Annotated in this window: 18 protein-coding genes; 8 read left to right on the top strand and 10 right to left on the bottom strand. The window is 67.7% G+C overall.

All coding sequences use genetic code 11. The features are described 5' to 3' along the window. Positions 1–56: 56 nt before the first annotated feature. On the top strand, positions 57–836 hold the full coding sequence (locus AC07U0_RS00930) for a GDSL-type esterase/lipase family protein (protein ID WP_494718160.1): 780 nt from the start codon (positions 57–59) through the stop codon (positions 834–836). 56 nt (positions 837–892) lie between these two features. Here AC07U0_RS00930 and AC07U0_RS00925 read toward each other — a convergent pair whose 3' ends face one another. Then, positions 893–1,645: an alpha/beta fold hydrolase gene (locus tag AC07U0_RS00925; RefSeq protein ID WP_494718159.1), complete on the bottom strand. Its 753-nt coding sequence runs from the start codon at positions 1,643–1,645 to the stop codon at positions 893–895. Positions 1,646–1,804: 159 nt separating this feature from the next. On the opposite strand from AC07U0_RS00925, the gene AC07U0_RS00920 reads away from it, so the two are divergent. Then, entirely contained in the window at positions 1,805–2,590 is a 786-nt protein-coding gene (locus AC07U0_RS00920; protein WP_494718158.1) for an alpha/beta hydrolase, read from the top strand. A gap of 3 nt (positions 2,591–2,593) precedes the next feature. Here AC07U0_RS00920 and AC07U0_RS00915 read toward each other — a convergent pair whose 3' ends face one another. Genes AC07U0_RS00915 through AC07U0_RS00905 form a run of 3 tightly spaced genes read right to left on the bottom strand, consistent with a single transcriptional unit; the run spans position 2,594 to position 7,007 of the window. Beyond that, entirely contained in the window at positions 2,594–3,706 is a 1,113-nt protein-coding gene (locus tag AC07U0_RS00915; protein WP_494718157.1) for a DUF3089 domain-containing protein, read from the bottom strand. Then, the gene (locus AC07U0_RS00910) at positions 3,703–6,210 is read right to left on the bottom strand and encodes a glycoside hydrolase family 2 protein (RefSeq protein ID WP_494718156.1); all 2,508 of its coding nucleotides are present in this window, start codon (positions 6,208–6,210) and stop codon (positions 3,703–3,705) included. The genes AC07U0_RS00915 and AC07U0_RS00910 overlap by 4 nt, the downstream gene beginning before the upstream one ends. Continuing rightward, complete coding sequence (locus AC07U0_RS00905; protein WP_494718155.1) at positions 6,207–7,007, bottom strand: alpha/beta fold hydrolase; 801 nt, start codon at positions 7,005–7,007, stop codon at positions 6,207–6,209. The genes AC07U0_RS00910 and AC07U0_RS00905 overlap by 4 nt, the downstream gene beginning before the upstream one ends. Positions 7,008–7,229: 222 nt before the next feature. Between AC07U0_RS00905 and AC07U0_RS00900 the strand changes: the two genes are divergently transcribed. Then, entirely contained in the window at positions 7,230–8,411 is a 1,182-nt protein-coding gene (locus AC07U0_RS00900; RefSeq protein ID WP_494718154.1) for a lipid-transfer protein, read from the top strand. On the opposite strand, the gene AC07U0_RS00895 is transcribed toward AC07U0_RS00900, so the two are convergent. Next, entirely contained in the window at positions 8,408–9,733 is a 1,326-nt protein-coding gene (locus tag AC07U0_RS00895; protein WP_494718153.1) for a hypothetical protein, read from the bottom strand. The two genes, AC07U0_RS00900 and AC07U0_RS00895, sit on opposite strands and share 4 nt — an antisense overlap. A 46-nt stretch (positions 9,734–9,779) precedes the next feature. Then, on the bottom strand, positions 9,780–11,075 hold the full coding sequence (locus AC07U0_RS00890) for an MFS transporter (protein WP_494718152.1): 1,296 nt from the start codon (positions 11,073–11,075) through the stop codon (positions 9,780–9,782). A 375-nt stretch (positions 11,076–11,450) separates the two neighbouring features. On the opposite strand from AC07U0_RS00890, the gene AC07U0_RS00885 reads away from it, so the two are divergent. After that, on the top strand, positions 11,451–13,766 hold the full coding sequence (locus AC07U0_RS00885; protein WP_494718151.1) for a TonB-dependent receptor: 2,316 nt from the start codon (positions 11,451–11,453) through the stop codon (positions 13,764–13,766). A 149-nt stretch (positions 13,767–13,915) separates the two neighbouring features. On the opposite strand, the gene AC07U0_RS00880 is transcribed toward AC07U0_RS00885, so the two are convergent. Next, on the bottom strand, positions 13,916–15,154 hold the full coding sequence (locus AC07U0_RS00880; protein WP_494718150.1) for a serine hydrolase domain-containing protein: 1,239 nt from the start codon (positions 15,152–15,154) through the stop codon (positions 13,916–13,918). Positions 15,155–15,393: 239 nt separating this feature from the next. Between AC07U0_RS00880 and AC07U0_RS00875 the strand changes: the two genes are divergently transcribed. From AC07U0_RS00875 to bktB, 4 genes are read left to right on the top strand one after another with little or no spacing between them, the layout of a single operon-like run. Continuing rightward, positions 15,394–16,041: a glutathione S-transferase family protein gene (locus tag AC07U0_RS00875; RefSeq protein WP_494718149.1), complete on the top strand. Its 648-nt coding sequence runs from the start codon at positions 15,394–15,396 to the stop codon at positions 16,039–16,041. Then, complete coding sequence (locus AC07U0_RS00870; protein ID WP_494718148.1) at positions 16,038–17,312, top strand: spinster family MFS transporter; 1,275 nt, start codon at positions 16,038–16,040, stop codon at positions 17,310–17,312. Before AC07U0_RS00875 ends, AC07U0_RS00870 begins: the two co-directional genes overlap by 4 nt. A 32-nt stretch (positions 17,313–17,344) precedes the next feature. Beyond that, the gene (locus AC07U0_RS00865; RefSeq protein WP_494719170.1) at positions 17,345–18,241 is read left to right on the top strand and encodes an SDR family NAD(P)-dependent oxidoreductase; all 897 of its coding nucleotides are present in this window, start codon (positions 17,345–17,347) and stop codon (positions 18,239–18,241) included. After that, complete coding sequence (bktB, locus tag AC07U0_RS00860) at positions 18,238–19,419, top strand: beta-ketothiolase BktB (RefSeq protein WP_494718147.1); 1,182 nt, start codon at positions 18,238–18,240, stop codon at positions 19,417–19,419. The genes AC07U0_RS00865 and bktB overlap by 4 nt, the downstream gene beginning before the upstream one ends. A gap of 50 nt (positions 19,420–19,469) precedes the next feature. Here the strand turns inward: bktB and AC07U0_RS00855 are convergent, their stop codons facing one another. The 3 genes from AC07U0_RS00855 to AC07U0_RS00845 all read right to left on the bottom strand — a co-directional run bounded on the left by AC07U0_RS00855 (position 19,470) and on the right by AC07U0_RS00845 (position 22,938). Continuing rightward, positions 19,470–21,053 carry an AMP-binding protein gene (locus tag AC07U0_RS00855; protein WP_494718146.1) on the bottom strand — a complete coding sequence of 528 codons (1,584 nt, stop codon included), beginning with the start codon at positions 21,051–21,053 and terminating at the stop codon, positions 19,470–19,472. 68 nt (positions 21,054–21,121) lie between these two features. Beyond that, a complete protein-coding gene (locus AC07U0_RS00850; RefSeq protein WP_494718145.1) occupies positions 21,122–22,171 on the bottom strand; it encodes a serine hydrolase domain-containing protein in 1,050 nt (349 codons plus the stop codon). Continuing rightward, a complete protein-coding gene (locus tag AC07U0_RS00845; RefSeq protein ID WP_494718144.1) occupies positions 22,168–22,938 on the bottom strand; it encodes a GntR family transcriptional regulator in 771 nt (256 codons plus the stop codon). Before AC07U0_RS00845 ends, AC07U0_RS00850 begins: the two co-directional genes overlap by 4 nt. Positions 22,939–23,072: the final 134 nt, after the last annotated feature.

Below are 23,072 nucleotides of genomic sequence, written 5' to 3'. Positions count from 1 at the left end.
AGACAGACGGAATGCCTAATTCGGATCGCCCCGAAGACCGCCCGAGTCCGCTCGGAATGGTCGATCATCTCGACTCCGCGGGCTTCGGTCCGGGGGAGGAGGAGCTGGCGTTCGCGCGCGCCTATGTCGCTGACGGGGAGATGGATCCGGCCGTCATTGCCATGCTGTCGGACCCCGAACGCGGCGCTCGCAACGAGCGCCGCAAGGCCTGGCGGATGCAGCGCGACTGGCCTGCGCTGAGCCAGTATCGCGACGACAATTTCGCCCGTTCCGGGACTGCCGTCGACGTTGTTTTCATGGGCGATTCCCTGACGGAGATGTGGCGTATCGCCAATCCCGGCCTGTTCGAGGGCGGCCACGTCAATCGCGGCATCAGCGGCCAGACCACGCCCCAGATGCTGCTGCGTTTCATGGCTGATGTGGTCGCCCTCAAGCCCCGGATCTGCCACCTGATGGCCGGGACCAACGACGTCGCCGGCAACACCGGACCGAACACCCCGCAGGACTTCCGGAACAACATTCTGGCCATGCTGGATCTGGCGAAGGCGCACGGGATCACCGTCGTTCTCGCCAGTTTGCCGCCCTTCGCCACCTTGGCCTGGAGCCCGGCGCTGGGCGACGTCAGCGGTCGGGTCGCCGAGCTCAACGCCTGGCTGAAGGCGACGACCGAGGCGCGCGGTCTGGTCTTTGCGGACTATTTCGCCGCCCTGACCGACGGCCAAGGGCGGATGCGAACGGACTTCACCCGCGACGGCGTTCACCCCACACGGCGCGGCTATGAAGCGATGGAGCCGGTGCTGGCGGAAAGCCTGCGGCTGGCCGCGAAGGCGGGCTGAAACGAAAGAGGCGGACCCTGCGGTCCGCCTCCCGTGGTCTCAGATCGCGACAGGTCTCAGTAGCTGTTGGCGGCCGAGATGATGGCCTTGGCGGTCTCTTCCGGCGCGATCAGCATGGCAAGGTGACCGGCCTCGACCGGGACGACCGTCGAATGCATCTGCTGGGCGAACAGCATCTGCAGCGGGGCCGGGATGATGTGATCCTGCTGCGAAACGACCGAGAAGACCGGGCGCGTCGACCAGGCCGCCGTGTCGCCGACGGCGTTGTCATTGACGCCGTGGAAGGTCGGGTGCTGGGTGGCGTGCAGCATCTCCTGCTCACCCTCGGGCAGGCCGGTGGCGAACTCGGTCTTCCAGGTGCTGATCGGCCAGGTGACGTAACCGCCGGCGTCGGCGTGCAGGCTGGCGAACCAGGCGGGCAGGGGGAAGGCCGACAGGATCGAATTGACCGACTGGCCCGGCTTGGGCGCGAAGGCGGCGACATAGACCAGGGCCTTCACCTTCGGATTGTTGCCGGCCTCGGTGATCACCACGCCGCCGTAGGAATGGCCGACCAGAATGACGTCGCCGGCCTGGTCGTTGATGACGCGGGTGGTGTTGGCCACGTCGCCTTCCAGCGACGACAGCGGGTTCTGCACCGCCACGACGTTCAAACCGGCGGCCAGCAGATAGGGGATGACCCGGCTCCAGCTGGTGCCATCGGCCCAGGCGCCGTGGACCAGCACCACGGTTTTCTTGGCGGGAGCAGCCGTCTGGGCATTAGCCGAAACGGCGGTCAGGCCGCCCAGCGCGATCAGCGCGGCGGCCAAAAGGGTACGAAATGTCCTGAACATTGGGGAGAAGCCCTTCCATGGCCCCGCGGCGCCGCGGCATGCGGTTCCCTGCGGAGTTGAATTCCTTATAACGCGGTTAGGCGACGGAAGCTTGTCTGTTACGTTTGTTGAGCGCGACGGCGTGCGGGGGACATCATGAGTGAGGCCGATGACAAGACGGTAGTGCTGATCCACGGCCTCTGGGTCACGACGGGTTCCTGGGCGGGGTTCAGGGAGGCGTGGGAGGCGGCAGGCTGGACGGTCATCACCCCCACCTGGCCGGTGCTGCGTGGCCGGACGGCGGCGGAGATCAATGCGGCGCCGCCTGCGGAACTGGGCGGGCTCACCGTCGGGAAGATCGTCGACGCGCTGCAGGCAGAGATCGAGCGACTGCCCGGCAAGCCCCTGCTGGTCGGCCATTCCTTCGGCGGGCTGTTCACCCAGATGCTGCTCGACCGGGGCGTCGGCCGGGCCGGGATCGCGGTCAATCCGGCGCCGATCGGCGGGGTGCTGCACGGCTGGCTGACCCTGACCGCCGCCCTGCCGGTGATCCTGCGCTGGAACGGCTGGAACCGGCCCTATGCCTTCACCCGCAAGCGCTGGGCCGAGCGCTTTGCCAACGGCGCGCCGCCGGAGACGCAGAACGCCGCCTTCGACACCTATGTGATCCCGACGTCAGGCCGGGTCTTCTATCAGGCCGCCTTCTGGGCCGGGACGCGCATCGACCCGCGTCGCAGGACCCAGCCGCTGCTGATCACCTCGGGCGACAAGGACCGGCTGGTGACGCCTTACCTGTCGCGCGCCGCCTGGCGGATTCAGAAGCGTTCGCCCGCGAAGACGGACTTCCTGAACTTCCCGGGCCGCTCGCACCTGCTGCTGGCCGAGCCGGGCTGGGAGCAGGTCACGCGCCAACTGATCGGCTGGGCCGAGGCCAACGCCTGAACTCTACGGATGCGCCGCCGTCCAGGCCCGGACCCGCGTCAGGGCGTTTTCCCGCAGGACCGCGTAGAACAGGCCGTAGTCGTTCAGATGATAGCTGCCGAAGGTGCGGGCCAGCGGGTCGCTGTAGGCGGCGGGCGAGTCCTTGGGGATATCGACCTCCAGCATCCCGTCGTGACAGCGGGCGCCGGTCAGGTGCGGCAGCAACGGCGGCATCGTTGCGGCGGCCGCCGGGAACGGATCGCGGGGCAGGGGCATGCTGCCGGGATTGGCCTCGGGACCGACAGCCTCGGGGCCATGTCCCTGTACCCTCCAGGTCAGGGGATTGACGCAGACGGCGGGCGCCTGATCCGCGTCCTTCCACGCCCCGCGCCACCAGTAGGTCTTGTCGCGAATGATGATCCGCGCCGTCAGGCTGCCGGGCTTGCTCGAGTTCCAGGTCAGGACGCAGCCGGTCTGGTCGGCCGCGTCGCACAGGGGCAGGCCCATCTCCGGGAAGGCGTCGGGCACATAGCCGCCGATCAGATAGGCGACCACCAGCCGGTCCTGCAGCGGCGTTCCCAGCACCTGCTCCTGCAACAGGCGGATGGCGTGGACCACGCCCTGGCTATGCGCCGCGATGATAAACGGGCGTCCGTCATTGCGGTGGGCGATGAAGTTGCGGAAGGCGGCGGCGACGTCGGCATAGGCCAGATCGACAGCCCCGGTGTCGCCTAGGCCCTTCAATGACGCCTGCCGATAGTGGGGCGCGTAGATGCGGCAGCAGCCGTTGAAGACGCTGGTCTGGCCCATCAGCACCGCCCGGTTCAGCGGCGCGGCCGCGTCCGAGGCGTCCCATGCCGCATTCCAGGTCTCGCTGCCCTTCACCGTGGTCGGATGGATGAAGAAGACATCGGCGGCCGCTGAAGTCTCATCGACGACGGCCAACCCGGTGGGCGCAGACCGCTCCAGTCCGTCGCGTCCCGGCAGGGCCAGCCAGGCCGCGGGCTTCGAATAGTCCGGCGCGGGCGGCGCGGCCCTCAGGTCGAACGGCTTTGACGGGCCGCCCCCACATCCGGCGAGGGTGACCGCGGCGGCGATCGCGGCGACCCCGAAGGCGCGCCGCGATGCCCGGCTCACGCCGCCGCTCCCGAGGCCCGGTCGTTCCAGCAGCGCACCGCGATGTCCGACGGCGTCAGATCAGTTGCGCCCGTGACCGTGAGGGTCCGCCGCTCGCCTGCCGCCATGTCGAAATAGCTGTCGCTGAACCGCACGTCGGCGCGGTCCGACACCAGATGGACGAAGGCCAGCCAGGTGTCAGCGGACAGATCCACCGCCAGCGCGCGCGGTCCGACCTGCCGCACCTCGATAGTGGGATGCACGCCCTGCGACAGGGGCAGGCTCTTGATCGGGGCGAACAGTTCGCGGTTCGCCGGGAACAGGTCCTCAAGCGACCGGACCGTCAGGACCAGATCGTCGGCCGCGTCGACCTCGCCGCGCCAGACAGGCGCGCCCGTATTTGGAGAGACGGTGAAGTCCGCCTCGACCCGCCATTCCGAACGGCCGTCCAGATGCGACAGGGCGATCTCGGCCTTGCCCGAGACGGGCTCAAGCCGATCGTTCGTGACCCACAGCTCGGCGACGCCGTTCTCGACCCGGAACGAAGCCATCACCGGCGCGAAGGCGCGGCGCACCGCGAACCAGCTCGCCTTCTGCGCTCCGTCATAGTCGACCAGTGACCAGCTCACGCAGGGCCAGCAGTCGTTGAACTGCCAGATCAGGGCGCCCGAGCAATGGGGCGTGCGGCGGCGGAAATGCTCGATGCCGAACTTCAGACCCTCGGCCTGGGTCCACTGGGTGAAGTCGACATAGTCCGCGAGCGTGGTCGCGGGGCCGGTGACCGTCGCGATCATGGCGTCCGCCTTGCGCGCCTCGTCCTTGATCCGGGCGAGGAAGCCGGGGCTGTCGGGCGTCAGGTCGGCGGGATCCATCCAGCGCTTCAGGGTCGCCATGGCCGGGGCGGCCTGGATGCCGAACTCACTGACGAACCGGCACTGGTCCTCGGCGTAGCGGGTGTAGGCGATGCCTTCCGGGCTGACCTCATAGGCGCCGATCATGGTGTCGTCGGGGATCGGCGGCAGACCGTGCCAGACGGTCCAGTTGTGCACGTCGCCGGCCCGCATGGTGTTCGGATTGGATCCGCCCCACGGGCTGCCGGGGCGATACAGGGCCCGCGGATCCAACCGGGCCAGCACCTCGGGGATCAGTTCGTCATAGAGGGTGATGCCGGACAGCCGCACGGGATCGCCGCCCTTGTCGGTGTTGATCCGGTTCATCGCCTGGCTCTCGTTGTTGCCGCACCAGACGGCGAGGCAGGCGTGGTGGCGCAGGCGGCGCACCTGTTCCTCGACCTCGATCTTCACCGAGGTCGCGAACTCGCCGTCCTCCGGATAGTGGGCGCAGGCGAACATGAAGTCCTGCCAGACCAGCAGCCCCTTGCGGTCGCACAGGTCGTAGAAGACGTCGGGCTCATAGACGCCCCCGCCCCAGACCCGGATCATGTTCATATTGGCGCCGACGGCGTCGTCGAGCAGCCGGTCGTAGGGCTCCGACGCCAGGTCACCGACGAATGACGAGGCCGGCACCCAGCAGGCGCCCTTGATGAAGATCGGGCGTCCGTTCAGCACGAAGCGGAAGAAGGTCGTACCCGGTTCGTCCGGGTCCTCGGATTCGTCAAGTTCGATGGTGCGGACGCCCACGGACTGCACGACCTCATCCACCAGCCGGTCGCCGTCGGACAGGCGCACGGTCAGGCCGTATAGCGGCTGTTCGCCGAGATCGGCCGTCCACCACAGGCGGGGCTTGTCGATGCTCAGGCCGCCCGAGGCGTCGCCCGGCTGGCAGGTGCGGCTGAAGACCACCGCGCCGTCGGGATCGGTCAGGACGACCTCGACCACCAGGGCGGCGTCATGGGGCGCGTCGACAGTGATGTGGACGCGGGCCGTTTCGGCGGAGACGGACAGGGTCTCAAACCGCACCTCGTTCAGCCGCGGGCGGGCGCGGGTCTCGACGCGGGCTGCCTGCCAGACGCCGACGGTCGGCAGGTCGGGACCCCAGTCCCAGCCCCAGCCGAACTGGGCCTTGCGGATCTGGTTGCGCTTCGAGACGCTGACCCGGTCGGTAAAGGCGGTCCAGACGGGCAGGGGGCGGTCGACGACGGCCAGCGCCGGCGGATCGAAGCGCACGGCGACCGTGTGGGTCTCGCCGGGCGTGATATGCGCGCCGATGTCGAAGGCGTAGCGCCGGAACATATTGTCCGTCCGCCCCAGAAGTTCGCCGTTCAGATAGACGGAGGCGAAGGTGTCCAGGCCGTCGAAGACCAGTTCGGTCACCGTGTCCGGTTCAGGCGTCGGGGCGATGAAGGTCGTCCTCTGCCACCACTCCCGATCCCGCACCCAGGCGGCTGCGTCCTCGTTGCGGCCCTTGAACGGATGCTCCAGCCGCCCGGCTTCGATCAGGGCCAGATAGGCGTCGCCGGGCGCCGGGACCGGCATCCAGTCCCCGACGCCATCGGCCGCGCCCTGACCGGGCTCGAAGTCGAGCAGCTCCCAGCGGTCCAGCAACACCGGAGCGCCCCCGCTCATCGGGCCTTCTCGACGTCCTGGATGAAGCGGTCGACCTCGGCGTTGGCGCGCTCGCCGGCGCCGACGAAGTAGTTGTGGCCGATGTCCTGGAAGGTGACGAGCCGGGCGTTGGGCAGCATCTCCGACATCTTCTTTCCGGCCTCATAGGGGACGGCCAGATCCTGGGTGCCGTGCAGGACGAGGGCGGGGAGCTTCACCGCCGCCACCTCTTCCGGGGTGATGGAATAGTCGATGATGGCGTGGCTCTGGGCGATGACGCCGGTCATGTTGAACGGGTCCTTGTCCAGCATGACCTTGTCACGGGCGATGGCGTCGTCGGGCGCCGCGTCGCCGTATCCGCCCTTGTATTTGGCCGGTTTGGCGAAGGCCTTGAGCAGGGGCAGGGCGCGATAGATCAGGCTGATCAGCCACTTGGGACGCGGCGGAATGTCCGGCGTCTTGGCCATGGTGCAGCCCAGGATCAGCGACCGGCAGCGCTCCGGATAGCGGGCCCCGAACTCCAGGGCGATACCGCCACCCATGGAGACGCCATAGACGTGGGCGCTCTCGATTCCGGCGGCGTCCAGCACCTTCAGGGCGTCGGCGGCCATTTCGGAAACGGAGGTCTTGCGGCGCGTCCCGCTCTTGCCCGTCCCCTCGTTGTCGAACGAGACCAGACGGTACTTGCCGCCGAACGCCTCATAGATCGGGTACCACATGGCCGAGGAGTAGCGGTGGCCCATGATCAGCAGGATCGGCACGCCGTCGCCACGCTCTTCCCAATGCAGCTTGATGCCGCCGTTCGAAATGAAGGGCATTCGGTCTTCCTTCTCTGCCGCCAAAAGGCGCTCGCGTTTCCGATGCGCTCTAACGGCGCCTGAACCCATGCATCCCACCGAAAGGCGACCTCGTCAATCTTCACTCGCGATTGAATGAAAGTTGACCGGCCTCGATTTCGATGGAACATCTTACCGCATGGCGACGTCAGATCGCCGAGGAAACCGGACCCCTGCGAGGGCCCCCTGAAAGGCTTCAGCTCCATGGCTCGCACCCTGATCGCCGGCGTCGGCATGATCCCTTTCGCCAAGCCTGGCCAGAGCGCCGACTGGGACGTCATGGCCGAGCAGGCCATTCGTCTGGCGCTGGTCGATGCGGGCGTCGGCTATGAGCAGATCCAGCAGGCCTATGCCGGTTACGTCTATGCCGACTCGACCGCCGGACAGTCAGCCCTGTACCGCGTCGGCTGCACCGGCATTCCGATCGTCAACGTCAACAACAATTGCTCGACCGGCTCCAGCGCCCTGTTCCTGGCGCGGCAGATGATCGAGGCGGGCGCCGCCGACTGCGTCCTGGCCTTCGGGTTCGAACAGATGCTGCCCGGTGCGCTGGGCGCCGTCTTCACCGACCGCAAGCGGACGCTGGACCATCACCTGACGGCGCAGGAACGCATCCTCGGTCAGGACGACACTTCTCCCCTCGTCGCCCAGCAGTTCGGCGGCGCGGGCCTCGACTATCAGCAGCGCTACGGCGCCGCCGACGAGGTATTCGGCATGATCTCGGTCAAGGCGCGCCGCCATGCCGCCAATAATCCGATGGCCCTGTTCCGTGACCCGATCTCGCTGGAAGAGGTGATGGGGTCCAAACACCTTTACGGCCCCCTGACCCGCTATCAGGCCTGCCCGCCGACCTGCGGCGCGGCCGCGGCGGTGCTGGTCTCACCGGCCTTCGCGGCCAAGCACGGGCTGAAGGCCGAGGTCGCCATCCTCGGTCAGGCCATGACCACCGACTATGCCGAGACCTTCACCGGCCGGTCGATGATGAGCGTCGTCGGCTACGAGATGACCCGCGAGGCCGCCCGGTCCGTCTACGAACAGGCTGGCGTCGGCCCCGACGACATCCAGGCCGTCGAACTGCACGACTGCTTCACCGCCAATGAGCTGATCAGTTACGAGGGGCTGGGCCTGTGCGAGGAGGGCGAGGCCGAAAGCTACATCCGCGACGAGCAGAACACCTACGGCGGCCGCCATGTCGTGAACCCGTCCGGCGGCCTGCTGTCCAAGGGCCATCCGCTCGGCGCCACCGGCCTGGCCCAGTGCTATGAGCTGACGCAGCAGCTGCGCGGCGCGGCCGACCGGCGTCAGGTCGAGGGCGTGCGCCACGCCCTGCAGCACAATCTCGGCCTCGGCGGCGCCTGCGTCGTGACCCTGTACGGCCGCGCCTAGGCGGCGATCACCGCCAGCAGCAGGCGGCGGAAGCCGTCGGCGGCCGCGACTGTCGCGGGCACATGCAGGCAGCGGGCGTCGTCTTCCTCGACGTGGTGATAGCGGTGGATGCCGAACACTCCGGCGGCGGGGGCGTATCCGGCCTTGATCACCTCATCCAGCTCGCCCGCCGACAGGACGGCGCTGGAGACCGGCGATTCATAGCCGAGCTGACCCGCGAAAACCGATTGCGCGACGGGCAGAAGCTCGGGCGAGATCGACAGCACCCGCTGGGCGTCGACATTGGGCAGGGGCGTGAGCACGCCGGGCAACTCACGCCAGTCGCGCGCCGCGACATTGGCCCCGAGGTGGAGCCAGAAGCGGGTCGCCTCGACCGGCGGGGCGATCGCCTTCATCGCCTCGGCGGCGCCGAGATATTCGTACTCGTGCCCGGTGTTGCAGATCAGGGCGAGATTGTAGTCGGCCAGCGCCTCGGGGGCCCAGCGGGCGACGTCCAACCAGGCCGCGACGCCGCCGCCCCGCTCGGCCGCGCAGCCGAACCAGCCGGACCGGGGCGTCGAGACGGCGATCCATTTCGCCTTGCCGCGATCCATGCGTCCGACGAAGTTGAAGGCGTCGCGACGGCCGCCCTGACCGTCGAGAACCAGCTTCGCCGTCTTCCGCTCGAAGGCGGCGGCGAGGAAAGGCTGGGCCTTGTCGGGCGCCAGCAGGGCGACAGGTCCGGGGAACATTGGCTGACGCCCGTCGGCGTTCAGGGCGATGACCTTGCCGGTCGGGCCGTTGGTGATGGCGACGACCGCCTTCGCTCCGGCCGCGAACGCCGCGTCGATGGGGCCACGAACGGGCCGGGGCAGGGCCGAGGACCAGCGGGCGAAGGGCAGGTCGACCAGGGCGATGGCGCCCTGCAGCGAGCCCGTGAAATGGCCGGCGACATCGACGCGGACCAGAGGCCCGGTCACGCCGCCGGGGCCGGTCGGGGTCACGATGGGCTGCGGGTAGACCGGGACGGTCGCTCCCTCCAGCGACAGCTCGGCCTTCGTCGCCTCGAAGAAGGGGGCCTGGAAGGTCTGGCGCTCGACGGCGTATCCGGCCTTCTCGATCTCGCCCGCCAGCCAGTCGCCGCAGGCGATGTCGCCGGGCCCGCCAGCCCGCTTGTTGCCGAAGCTGACGTATTTCTGGAGGTCCGCTTCGATGCTCGTGGCGTCGGGCTCTGCGGCCTGCGGCGAGGCGCTGGCGGGGGCTGCGGTGGCGCAGGACGCCGTCATGGCTGCTCCGCCGAGCGTAACGGCGCCGAGGAAGGTTCGTCTGGAAGCATCGATCATCGCGGTCGCTTTCGTCGATCTGGAACGCAGAATGTCGGGGTTGGTCTCAGCCCGCCAGCCCCTTCTTGGCCCGTCCGCCGAGGAACAGGACGCTGACGAAGGACAGGGCGCACATGGCCGACAGATAGACGGCGATGGGCAGGCTGGTTTCGTAACGGGCGAACAGGGCCGTCGCGACGATGGGGGCGAGGCCTCCGCCCACCACAGCCCCGACCTGATAGCCCAGCGAGGCGCCGGAATAGCGCACCGACCTGGGGAAGAGTTCGGCGAACAGCGCGGCTTGCGGACCATACATCATGCTGACGAAGGTCAACTGAACGGTGATGGCGGCGAAGATGAGCAGGGGCTCGCGCGTCTCGATCAGGGGGAAGACCGCGAAGGCCCAGACCCCGGACAGGAAGGCCCCCCACAGGAAGACGCCCAGCCGCCCGAACCGGTCCGAGGCCGCGCCGCAGAGCATCAGGATCGGGATCATCAGGGCGCTGCCCGCCAGCACCGAGAACAGCAGCGTGTCCCGGTCGATCTTCAGCGTCGTCGAGCCATAGGCGATGACGTAGGTGATGGCGATGTAGAAGCAGACGTTGTTGGCCACAAAGGCGCCGCCGGCCAGCAGCACCGTCCGCCAGTGACCGACGATCACCTCCAGCAGGGGCGACCGGCGCGGGGCGGGCGGGGTCTCGGTCGGCTTTTCAGTCTCGGGCTCCTGGATGCTCAGATGGATGATCAGACCGATCAGGATCAGGCCGACGCTGAGCACGAAGCCGATCCGCCAGCCCCAGGTCAGGAAGGCGTCGTTGGGGGTCAGGGCGCTGACGATCAGGAAGACCGTATTGGCCAGGACCACGCCCAGCGGCACGCCGATCTGGACGAAGCTGCCGTAGAAGCCGCGCTGGTTCGCCGGAGCGCTTTCGATGGCGAGCAGGGCCGCGCCGCCCCACTGGCCGCCGACCGCCAGTCCCTGCAGGAACCGCAGGGCCACGAGGGCGAGGGGCGCCAGCACGCCTGCGGTCGCATAGCCGGGCAGCAGGCCGATGATCGTCGTCGCCAGCCCCATCAGCAGCATGGCCACGACCAGCGCCTGTTTGCGCCCGTGGGTGTCGCCGTAATGGCCGAACAGCATCCCGCCAAGCGGCCTTGCCACGAAGCCGACCGCGAAGGTGCTGAAGGAGGCGATCTGGGCGACGAAGGGCGGCAGGTCGGCCGGGAAGAACAGGTGAGGGAACACCAGGGCCGCGGCCGTGCCGTAGATGAAGAAGTCGTACCACTCCACCGCGGCGCCCGCCGAGGCCATGATCGCGACCTTCAGGCCGGGCTTTTTGCCGGTTTCATCCGTGCCAGACATCGTTTCCTCCGGGGTTTCCTCGGGGCGTTCTGACGACGCCGCTCATCCCCGGACTTTCGGTCGGGTCGCACGGGAGTGTCAACCAATTGTACAACAAAACAAAGATTATTGTCCGATCTAGATGATAGGGAATCTATCGACGATGTCAGATTTGTCCTTGTTCTCCCGCCCATATCAATAGCTAAGCTGCAAGTGACATCCTGAAAATCTCGTAACGCAACAAAAGATGGATTGTCGTACAATCTTGACAGTGGATGGAGGCGGGGGGATTGTCCGGCTCAACCGGCGTCAAAAAGCCGGCATCGATAAATCATGGGAGAGGTAAAAGGCATGGTTCGTTTGCTTGCGTGCTCGTCTGCGGCTTTGATCGCGGCGATGGTCCCCGGGGCTGTGATGGCCCAGACGGGCAACCCTGCACCGGCGTCGCGCGCCGCTCCGCAGGATCAATCCACGTCCACCAGCGTCGGCGATGTCGTCGTCACCGCGCGCCGTCGCGAGGAGGCCGTCCGCGACGTGCCCTCGACGATCACCGCGCAGAGCGCTGAAGCGCTGGAACAGAAGAGCCCGATCGAAGGCGTGGGCGACCTGCTCCAGCTTGTCCCCGGCGTGCGCTTCAACGGTGTTCAGTCCGAGAACCTGGCCGAGGTGTCGGTGCGCGGTTCGGGCACCCAGCGCGCAACCAGCGCCGACTCGGCCGTTGGCCTGTTCGTCAACGGCGCCTATGTCGGCTCCTCGACCTTGGGCGGCCGCAACTTCAAGCGTCTGGACTATTTCGACCTGGCCCGCGTCGAGGCCCTCGAAGGTCCGCAGGGCGCCCTCTATGGCCGCAACTCCGAGTTCGGCAGCATCAATATCGTCCTGAACCAGCCGGTCTTCCGTAACGGGGGCCGGGTCTCGGCGACCTACACCGACGACCTCGGCCAGGTTCAGCTCCAGGGCATCGTCAACCGTCAGGTCACCGACAAGATCGCGGTCCGCTTCGGCGCCCAGGTGACCGGCCAGGGCGGCGGAATCTACTACAACCCCAATCAAAACAAATACTACGACCACACCGACGGCTACCTCGTGCGCGGCCAGATCCGCTACAGCTCGGGTCCGCTGGATGTGAACCTGATGGTCGATGCGCAGGACATGAACCTGCCGACCTTCGTCAACCAGTGGGTCGTGCCTGCGGGCCGGATCGCCACCCTGCCGCAGGGCTATACCGGTCCGCGTTACGACGTGGGTTCCGACGTGCCGAACGATCTGCACCAGACCGTTCAGCGCGCCCTGCTGACCGCCAAATACGATCTCGGCTGGGCCCAGCTGACCTCGACCTCGATGGCGATGCAGTACCATTCGGTCCAGAATTTCGCCGCGGCGATTGATCTGGCGACCGAGGCCTCGTTCCAGCAACAGGGCTGGATCGGCCTGTATCCGCTGGGCGGCACCCGCACCGACGTCAAGGACCGGACCCTGTATCAGGACCTGCACCTGACCGGCGACGCGATGAGCGGCAACCTGCAGTGGCTGGCCGGCATCGAGGGCCTGTGGCAGGACGACGACTACAATCGCGACATCCGCACCAGCCCCTGCGCCCTGACGGCGACCTCGGGCATCTGCGGCGGCACCCCGACGCTCCCGGTCTGCTACAAGCTGATCCCGACGGCGGCCAACTGCCCGGCGACCTTCCCGCTGGCCTTCGGCACCCGCCGTGTCGTGCCGTCGGAGTATCATTCGGCCGCCATCTACGGCTCGATGAAATACAACATCGGCCAGCTCTCCCTGTCGGGCGAGATGCGCTACTCGAAGGACAACAAGACGGCCTCGCAGAGCGATTTCCGCCTCTACACCACGACGCCGGTGGGCACGCCCTCGACCTATGAGTTCGACGAGGACAATGTCTCCTGGGCCGCCTCGGCCAGCTACAAGCTCAACCCGACCTCGCTGGTCTACGCCCGCATGGGCACAGGCTATCGCGCCGGCGGTGTGAACAACGGCTCCGTCGTCGCGGCCGCGCCGAACCCGCTGCAGCCGACCTATGGCAACGAACAGACGACCAGCTACGAGCTGGGTCTGAAGACCAACTTCACGCGCAACGTCTTCTTCCGTCTGTCGGCCTACCAGTCGCGGACCAAGGACGCGATCGCCCTGGTCACCGACGGCTGTACGGTCACCAACGCCTGCCTCCAGGCCGCCAGCAACTTCAACATCAACGGCGGCACGATGGAAGTGAAGGGCGTCGAGGCGTCTCTCGACGCGGCGTATCAGGTCGCAGGCGGCCGTCTGGCGTTCGGTCTGAACGGCGCCCATCAGGACGCGAAATGGGACGAGGTGGTGGCTGTCGCCGGCGCTCCGATCCTGGGCAGCATCGTGGCCCAGACGCCCGAGTGGACCTATTCGGCCAACGTCAACTTCCGCCATCAGGTGTGGGCGGGCACGAGCCACTTCATCAACGTGGCCTGGAACGGTCAGGAAGGCGGCGGTCAGGACACGGTCACGACCTCGACCCCCTTCATCCCGCTGGAGACTGTCAGCAACGTCGACTTCCGCACCGGGCTGGATTTCCGCCAGATCGAGGTCGCTCTGTTCGTCAAGAACGTCACGAACCAGATCATCCCGGTGCTCAAGCTTCAGCAGGTCGATATCCCGCTGGCCAATCGCTACAGCCGCCCGCGGACCTGGGGCCTCACCGCTACCTACCGCTGGTAAGCGGCCAGACTTCCGTCTCGATAAACTGCCGCCTCCGCCTCGCGCGGAGGCGGCTTTTTCGTTTGGGGCGGGCACAAAAAAGGCCGGGACCGGAGCCTTGCGGTTCCGGTCCCGGCCGCGGCCTTCGGGAAGGCGGCCGCAGGCTGGAACTATGTCAGGGCCGAATAGATCAGGGTCTTCAGCTCGCGCCGGATCGGATAGAGCATCGAGGGGCTGAGCTGGGTCATGAAGACCATGTGCAGCTTCTCGACCGGGTCGACGAAGAAGGCGGTGGTGAACATTCCGCCCCAGTAAAACTCGCCGGGCGAGCCGGGGATCATGGCGCGGGCCACGTCCTGGGTCACCGCGAAGCCCAGGCCGAAGCCGACGCCGCCGTTCTGGGTCTCGCTGAACAGTGACTGCGACATGGTCGACAGGTCCGACCGGTTCGGCAGGTGGTTCATGGTCATCAGCTCGATGGTCTTGCGGCCGAGGATGCGGGCCCCGTCCAGCTCACCGCCGTTGCCCAGCATCATGCAGAAGCGGTGGTAATCCAGCGCCGTCGAGACCAGACCGCCGCCACCCGAGAGCAGCTTGGGCGTCTGCAGGTACATGCTGTTTTCGCCGCGATCGTACATCACCCGCCCTGCCGGGCCGGCCCAGGCGTAGCAGTCGGTCAGGCGGTCGGCCTTGTCGGCCGGCACCATGAAGGCGGTGTCGTTCATCTTCAGCGGCGCGAAGATCTTCTCGGCGAAGAAGCGGTCGAGGCGCATGCCCGATACCCGCTGGACCACGGCGCCCAGGACGTCGGTCGAGACCGAATAGTTCCAGGCCGAACCGGGCGAGAATTCCAGCGGCAGTTGACCAAGTTCGTCAATGAACTGATCAAGATCCGCTTCGCCATACCAGTTCTCGACCGGGCCCGCGTTCGACTTCTGGGTCCGGTAGGCCGCGTCGATGTTGGAACGGTATTGGAAGCCGTAGGTCAGGCCCGAGGTGTGGCGCAGCAGGTCCAGCATCCGCATCGGCTCGGCCGGCGCTTTCGTCGTAAAGGGCAGGCCCGCGCCGCCGCCGGCATAGACGCCGACATTCCTGAACTCCGGCAGGATGTCGGCGACCGGGGTGTCGACCGCGACCTTGCCCTCCTCGACCAGCATCATGAAGGCGATCGAGGTGATCGGCTTGGTCATGCTGGCGATGCGGAAAATCGAGCCCTCGTCGATCGCCTTGTCCGAGCCTTCGCGCGCGGCGCCCTGGCTGGAGAAGTGGACGATCTCATTGTCGCGGCTGATCAGGATCTGGGCGTGGGGCAGGCGGCCCGTGTCGAGGTAGCGCTCCTTGAGGAAGCCGTCGATGCGGCTCAGGCGGGCGGCGTCGAGGCCGTGTTTTTCCGGGGATTTGATCTGCATCTGATTTCCTTCCTCGCTGCCCGGCCTCCGCTCTCGTCCGCCGTCACGGCGCTGGGCGGGGTCTGAAAAGCTTCGTTTCGACTTCAACAGGACGCCGCGGCCAAGCTCAAGGCCGCAGGTTTCTGTAACACCACAGAGCGACAATTGTCGTACAAAAATTTTGACACCAGACGGCTTTCGGCCGATGACTGACGCAGGGTCGCCGTCAGAATGCGACCGTCAAAATGGGAGGTGCGGAGTTGATCGAACTCTATCATTGCGTCGACGCCCGCTCGTTCCGCGCCCTGTGGGCGCTGGAGGAGCTGGGGCTGGACTACCGGCTGCACGTCCTGCCGTTCCCGCCGCGCATCCTGGCCCCCGAGTATCTTCAGCTGAACCCGCTCGGCACCATCCCGCTGATGATCGACGGCGATGTGCGGATGACGGAGAGCGCCGCCATCCCCCAGTATCTGGCGACCCGGTACGGGCCGTCGCCGCTGGCCGTCGGGGTCGATGAGGCGGACTACGGCCTGTGGCTCGACTGGCTTCACCGCGCCGAGGCCACCTTCACCTTCCCCCAGACCATCGTGCTTCGCTACACGCAGCTGGAGCCCGAGGAGCGTCGTCTGAAACAGGCGGCTGACGACTACGCCCAGTGGTTCCTGTCGCGTCTGCGCCACCTGACCCGCGCCCTCGCTGACGGCCGCGAATGGCTGTGCGCCGGGCGGTTCACCATGGCCGATGTCTGTGTCGGCTTCGCCCTGCTGTTCGCCCGCGACCTGAACCTCGATCACAAGTTCAGTCCCGAGGTTTCGGCCTACTGGGACCGGCTTTCGGCCCGTCCCGCCTTCCTCGCCGCCAAGGCGGCCCAAGGCGACGCCAACACCCCTTCCGAGGAGCCCGCATGATCGACGCCGCGCCCGCCCCAACGCATAGCCGCGGCTATGCCCGTCTCGTCCTGTTCATGCTGCTGATCGTCTATTCGTTCAACTGGCTGGACCGGCAGATCCTCGGCATCCTGGCCCCGGCCATCAAGGCCGACCTGCACCTGTCGAACACCCAGCTGGGCGTGCTCGGCGGCATCGCCTTCGCCGCCCTCTATTCGACCCTGGCCATTCCGCTGGCGGTCATCGCCGACAAGACCAGCCGCAGCTGGGTCATCACCCTGTCGATGATCGTCTGGTCGGGCTTCACCGCCCTGTGCGGCTTCGCCGGTGGCTTCTGGCAGCTGTTCTTCGCCCGGCTCGGCGTCGGGGTGGGCGAGGCGGGTGGCGTGGCCCCCAGCTATGCCCTGATCTCGCAGTACTTCCCGCCCGAGAAGCGGGCGCGCGCCATGAGCGTCTATTCGATGGGCATTCCGCTGGGCCTGGCCTGCGGCGTCCTGTTCGGGGCGGCCATCGCCAGGGCGGTCGACTGGCGTGCGGCCTTCATCGTCGTCGGCGTCGCCGGGGCCCTGGTCGCGCCGGTCTTCCGTCTGGTCGTCAAGGAGCCGCCGAAGGCGGTGGCGCCGGCCGCCGGCCGCGCCCCCGTCGGGGCCGTCTTCGCCATGCTCGCGAAGAAGCCGAGCTTCTGGTTCATGGCGCTGGCCGCCGCGACCAGCAGCACCGTCGGCTACGGCCTGGCCTTCTGGACACCGTCGATCCTGATGCAGACCTTCCACTTCGACCTGACACAGGTATCGTGGTTCGTGGGTTCGCTGTTGCTGGTCGGCGGCGTCGCCGGCGTGCTGATGGGCGGCGTTCTGGCGGACACGCTCGGCAAGGCGGATCGCGGCGCCTACGCCTGGGTCTCGTCCCTCTCCTGGCTGGTGACGGCGCCCCTGTTTATCGCCGGCTTCCTGTCGCCCTCGCCGATGATCGCCTGGGGGCTGCTGCTGATCCCCAATGCGCTCAACATCCTGTTCGTCGGACCCCTGACGACCGCGGCCCAGCATCTGGTGCCGCCGCAGATGCGCGCGACGGCCGCCGCCTGCTTTCTGCTGATCAACAATCTGATCGGCATCGGCGCCGGCTCGGTCCTGCTCGGCGGGCTGAGCGATCTGATGAAGCCGCAGTTCGGCGACGAGGCGCTGCGCTGGTCCGCCATCGCCCTGGTCTGCCTCTACTTCGTGGCCTCGGGTCTGGCGCTGCTGGCGGTCAAGCCGCTGCGCAAGGACTGGGTGGAAGAGCCCACCGCCTGACCCGGGCCCGGCCCAATCGACAAAAGGAAATGATGATGGAAATCGATCTCTCGAACCGGGTGGCGATCGTCACCGGGGCGGGCGGAGGGCTGGGCGCGGCCCATGCCCTGGCCCTCGGCAAGCGCGGCGCCCGGGTCGTCGTCGCCGACCTCAACGCCGAAGCCGCCGGGACCGTCGCCGCACAGATCGAGGCCGAGGGCGGCAACGCCATCGCCTGCGGGGTCAGCGTCACTGACATCGCCGGGGTCGAGGCCATGGTCCAGACTACCATGGCCCGCTGGGACCGGATCGACATCCTGATCAACAACGCCGGCATCCTTCGCGACAAGTCCTTCGCCAAGATGGACCTCGACGATTTCCGGCTGGTGCTCGACGTCCACCTGATGGGTTCGGTCAACTGCACCAAGGCGGTGTGGGAGATCATGCGCGCCCGGAACCATGGCCGGATCGTCTTCACCACCTCGTCCTCGGGCCTCTACGGCAGCTTCGGTCAGGCCAACTATTCGGCGGCCAAGATGGGTCTGGTCGGCCTCATGCAGACCCTGGCGCTGGAGGGCGAACGCTACGACATCCGCGTCAACTGCCTGGCCCCCAGCGCCGCCACCGGCATGACCAATGGTCTCTATTCTCCCGAGGTTCTGGCCGGTCTCGATTCCTCGCTGGTCAGTCCGGCCGTCGTGGTTCTGGCCAGTGATAAGGCCCCGACGCGCGCCGTGCTTCTGGCAGGCGCCGGCAGCTTCGAACAGGCCCATGTGACCATGACGCGCGGCGTCTTCCTCGGCGATGGCGAGGCGGTCGCCGACGCCCTTCTGGCCCGGCTCGACGAGGTCGCGGAACGCGAGGGCGAGACCATCCCGGAGCGCGGCGAGCAACAGCATCAGTATGAGATGGGCGTCCGCGTCGCCCGGTTCGAAGGAGCAGAGGCATGACCGAGCCGGTCTTCATCGTCGCGGCGCGACGCACCGCCATCGGCGGCTTCGGCGGCTCGCTGAAGGACAAGACGCCGAGCGAGCTCGGGGCGCTGGTGACGCGCTCGGCGCTGGAGACAGGCGGCATCGATCTGGCCACCGTAGGCCACGTGGTCTTTGGTCAGGTGATCCCGACGGCCCCGCGCGACGCCTATCTCGCGCGGGTCGCGACCATCGAGGCCGGGCTGTCGCAGGACGTGCCTGCCATGACCGTCAACCGCCTGTGCGGCTCGGGCCTGCAGGCCGTCGTGTCCGCCGCCCAGATGATCATGCTCGGCGACGCCGAGGTGACGGTCGCGGGCGGCAGCGAGGTCATGAGCCGCGCTCCGTACTTCGCCCCGGCCGCGCGCTGGGGTCAGAAGATGGGCGACGCCCTTCTGGTCGACGGGCTGAACGGCGCCCTGACCGATCCCTTCGGCGGCGGATTGATGGGGGTGACGGCCGAGAACGTCGCAGAGCGCCACGGCGTCGACCGCGCCCGTCAGGACGCCTATGCGGTGGAGAGCCACCGCCGCGCGGCGCAAGCCATCGCAGAGGGTCGCTTCGCCTCCCAGATCCTGCCGGTCGAGGTCAAGGCGGGCCGCGCGACGAAGCTGTTCGAGGTCGACGAGCACGTCCGCGCCGACGCCACGGTCGAGGATCTGGCGAAGCTGCGGACGATCTTCCGCGACGGCGGCACGGTCACGGCGGGCAACGCCTCCGGCATCAACGACGCCGCCGCCGCCCTGGTGCTGGCGGGCGAAAGCGCCGTGGCGCGTCAGGGGCTGAAGCCCATGGCCCGGATCGTCGCGTATGGCCATGCGGGCGTGGATCCGAACGTCATGGGCATGGGGCCGGTCCCGGCGACCCGCGCCGCCCTGGCGAAGGCTGGCCTGTCGGTCGCGGACATGGATGTGATCGAGTCCAACGAGGCCTTCGCGGCCCAGGCCTGCGCCGTCTCGGACCAGCTCGGCTTCGATCCGGCGAAGGTAAACCCCAATGGCAGCGGCATATCGCTCGGCCACCCCGTCGGCGCGACCGGCGCCATCATCGCCACCAAGCTGGTGCACGAGCTGGAGCGGGTTCAGGGCCGTTATGGTCTGGCGACCATGTGCATCGGCGGCGGGCAGGGCATCGCCCTGATCGTCGAGCGGGTCTGAACCCCGCGCAATCCGGATATGGAAGGGGGCCGCAAGGCCCCTTTTCTGCGTCAGCCGTGGCTGTAGGTGGCGCGCAGGCTCAGCTTGTCGATCTTGCCGGTCGAGGCCAGCGGCATGGCCGGCAGGCGCACGACGCTGTCGGGGATCCACCAGGAGGCGATACGCCCCTTCAGCGAAGCCAGCAGGTCCTGATCGCTGATTTCCTGCCCCTCGCGCAGCTCGACCAGCAGCAGGGGGCGCTCGCTCCACTTCACGTCGGCCTTGCCGATGACGGCGGCCAGCGACACTTCGGGCAGTTCGCAGACCAGGGCCTCGATCTCGGCCGGATTGATCCATTCGCCGCCCGACTTGATCAGGTCCTTGGACCGGCCCGTGATCATCAGATTGCCCTTGCGATCGATCTTCGCCAGATCGCCCGTGTCGAACCAGCCCTCTGAGTCCACTACCGAATGGGTCTGGCCGAAATAGCGGTCGATGACGGCGGCGCCGCGCACATGCAGACGGCCTTCGTTGTCGCGCTGCTCGGACAGTGGCGCGCCGCTTTCGTCGGCGACCATCAGATCGACGCCGATGGCCGGACGGCCCGAGACGGCGGCGCGGCGGTCGGGGTCGCTGAGCACGCCGAAGACGCCGACGGGCGACAGCTCGGTCATGCCCCAGCTGTTCTGCACCAGGACGCCCAGATCACGCTCCAGCCGCTCCATCAGGGCCGGAGGCGTCGCGGCGCCGCCGAGGATGATCCGCTCCAGCGAGGGCAGTTTTTCACCAGACGCCTCGAGGTATTCGCACAGGCCGAGGAAGACGGTCGGCACGCCCACGGCCACCGTGACGCCTTCCGAAGCGATCAGGCGGGCGAGGCTCGCGCCGTCTGTCTGCCGCCCCGGCAAAACCATCTTCGATCCCGCCGCCGGCAGGGCGAAGGGCAGGCCCCAGGCGCTGGCGTGGAACAGGGGCACGATGGGCAGGATGACGTCGGTGGTCCGCGCGCCCAGCACATCGGCCTGCAGCATCTTCAGCGTATGCAGGAAGCTGGAGCGGTGGGTGTAGGTCACCCCCTTGGGCGCGCCGGTCGAGCCCGAGGTGAAGCACAGGCCCGAAGGCGCCGTCTCGGCGAACCTGCCCCATTCGACTGGCGTCGTCGCCGTGGCCAGCAGGGGCTCCAGCGTCTCGACCTTCGCACGCGCGTGGGTCGCATTGGCCTCGCCGTCGATGACGAAGATCCGCTCCAGGCCGGCGGCGTCATTGGCCACATCGAGGGCGAGTTTCAGCAGGTCGGCGCTGACGATCAGGATACGGGCGCCCGACTGGTCCAGCATCCAGGCCAGCTGTACGGCGGTCAGGCGCGGGTTCAGCGTATGGCAGACCACCCCCATGCCCATGATGCCGTACCAGCTCTCGACGTGGTGCTGGGTGTTCCAGGCCAGGGTGGCGACGCGGTCGCCGGCGATGACGCCCAGACCGGCCAGCAGACTCGACACCTGCATCGCCCGCTCGCGCAGACCGGCATAGGTGATGCGCGCATTCTCCCGGCCCTCGCGGGCGGTCACCACCTCGGCGTCCTGGTGCCAGCGGGCGGCATGGTCGACGAGCTTGTCGAGCGTCAGGGGAAAGTCTTGCATGCTGCCGTCGATCACGGGCGCGTCCTGTGTCTGGATGAAGAAGGGAAGGGGCCGGCGCGCGACGCCGCCGGCCGGACCGGCGGTCAGCCGATCACCTTCATCAGGCGCAGCCACAGCTGCTGGTCGAAGTCGGTCTCATTGGTGGCGGCGCCGGTGCGCACCACGACCAGCTTGCGGCTGGGCACGACATAGAGGCGGCGATCGAAGGCGCCGAGGGCGCCGACCAGATCGGCCGGAGCGGCCTCGATCAGCTGGCCCTCGCGGCGCGCGCCGGCGGCGCGCATCGTGTAGTCGCCGCCGTTCAGCCACCACAGGCGGCCATAGGCGGGGTTGGTCGCGGCCCGGGTGAACAGGGCGTGCAGCTGCTCGGAGGAGACGACGCGCGTGCCGTCAGCGGCGACGCCGTCGTGCAGGACCATCTCGCCGAATTTCGCGACATCGTGCGGGGTAGTGACCAGGCCGGTGGCATTCCCGACCGAGGCCAGGGCCGCCGGGCGCTGGCGCCATTCGGTGTTGGTCATCCCGGTCGGGCCGGTCAGCCAGTCGCGGGTCAGGGTCTCGAGCGACTGATGCGCCGCGGCCGCCACGATGGCCTTGGTCATCGCATAGACGGGGGTGTTGTAGAAGAAGACGGTTCCCGAGGGTGCGACATAGCCGAACTGCTCGTTCAGGCCCGAGCTCATGTTCAGGACGTCGATGACCTTGATCGCGGCTTCCTGTTCGGGCGAGGCCTTTGACCAGCCCTGGCCGAGATAGGCGTCGACGGGCTTGTTGATATCCAGAAGGCCCTTGTCGATGGCGACGGCGACCAGGATGGAGACGAAGCTCTTCTGCTGCGAAGCCACGTCCTCCAGCAGTTCGCCGTCGGCGGCGCGGCCATACAGGAAGGCGGAGAACATCCCGGCGTCGGTCGGGGCGGGCCAGGTCTTGTCGATCAGCACCTTGCCGTCCTGGATGACGACGAAGCCGGTCGAGGCGTGGTTCTGGACGTAGGCGAGAAGGTCGCTCATTTCCGGCGAGGTCTGCTCGGCAGCGACCGTAGCGGCGGGAGAGGCGAGGGGGGCGGCGCAGGCGCCGGGGGCGATGGCCAGGACGGCCAGTGCGGCGGAGACCGCCAGCGGGTGTTTCGTCATGTTTTCCTCCGGGGTACGGCACGCTTCGATGTCGTGCTCGATGACGTTTGCGGGGCGTCGGCGATCAGGCGCGGACCCCGCGACAGCATGATCCGGGCGACCTCGCCCTGCATGAAGTAGAGGATGTCGCGGGCGCCCTGGCTGGCCGTCTCGGCGTCGCGTGCGACCAGGGCGGCGCGCACTGTGCGCCAGTGATCATAGGGGCCGGGTCCGTTGGTGTTCAGCGCCAGGGCCGCATAGGAGAAGTGGAAACGGGTCTTGCGGCGGATCGCCTCGATCATGCGCTGGCCGTCGCTGCTGGCGCAGGCGCTCATGTCGCTGAAGATCGACTCGCTCTCCTCGATGATGCGTTCGGCGGCCACCCCGCCCTCGGCGTCGGCCAGCATGCGGTCGATCTTGGCGGTGATGGCGCGGATCAGGCTGTCGGTGCCGCGCAGGCAGGCAAAGCGCGCCGCCATGCCGTACAGGGCCGCGCGCACCTCATAGAGGTCGAACACTTCCTCGACCGTGGTGGAGGAGACCCGGGCGCCCCGGTTCTCCTCGATCTCGATCAGGCCGTCGTCGGCCAGGGCGCGCAGGGCGCGGCGCACGATCGAACGGCCCACGCCGAACTCGCTGCACAGCCGCACTTCGCGCAACCATTCACCGGGCGCCAGCTCGCTTCGCTGGATCTGGGCGCGCAGGGTGTGGGCCAGGTCCTCGGCGGTCGGCGCCGCGACGGCGGCATCGCCCTTGGGGGTCTTCGGAGTTTTCGCTGTGGTGGCCATGGGACGTACCTCACACGGTGTCGCTGCAATTCACCGCGACCATACCAAACTCCGTACCCGACATTCCTATTTCGCAGTGGACGCGCGAGCAAGTAATTTGTCGGACGGTCGTCAGCTATTGTCGTACAATAATC

This window comes from Brevundimonas sp. GW821-FHT02A10 (genome assembly GCF_059422025.1).
Note: the sequence above shows the minus strand (reverse complement) of the source record. Positions and strands in the feature narration are given on the sequence as shown.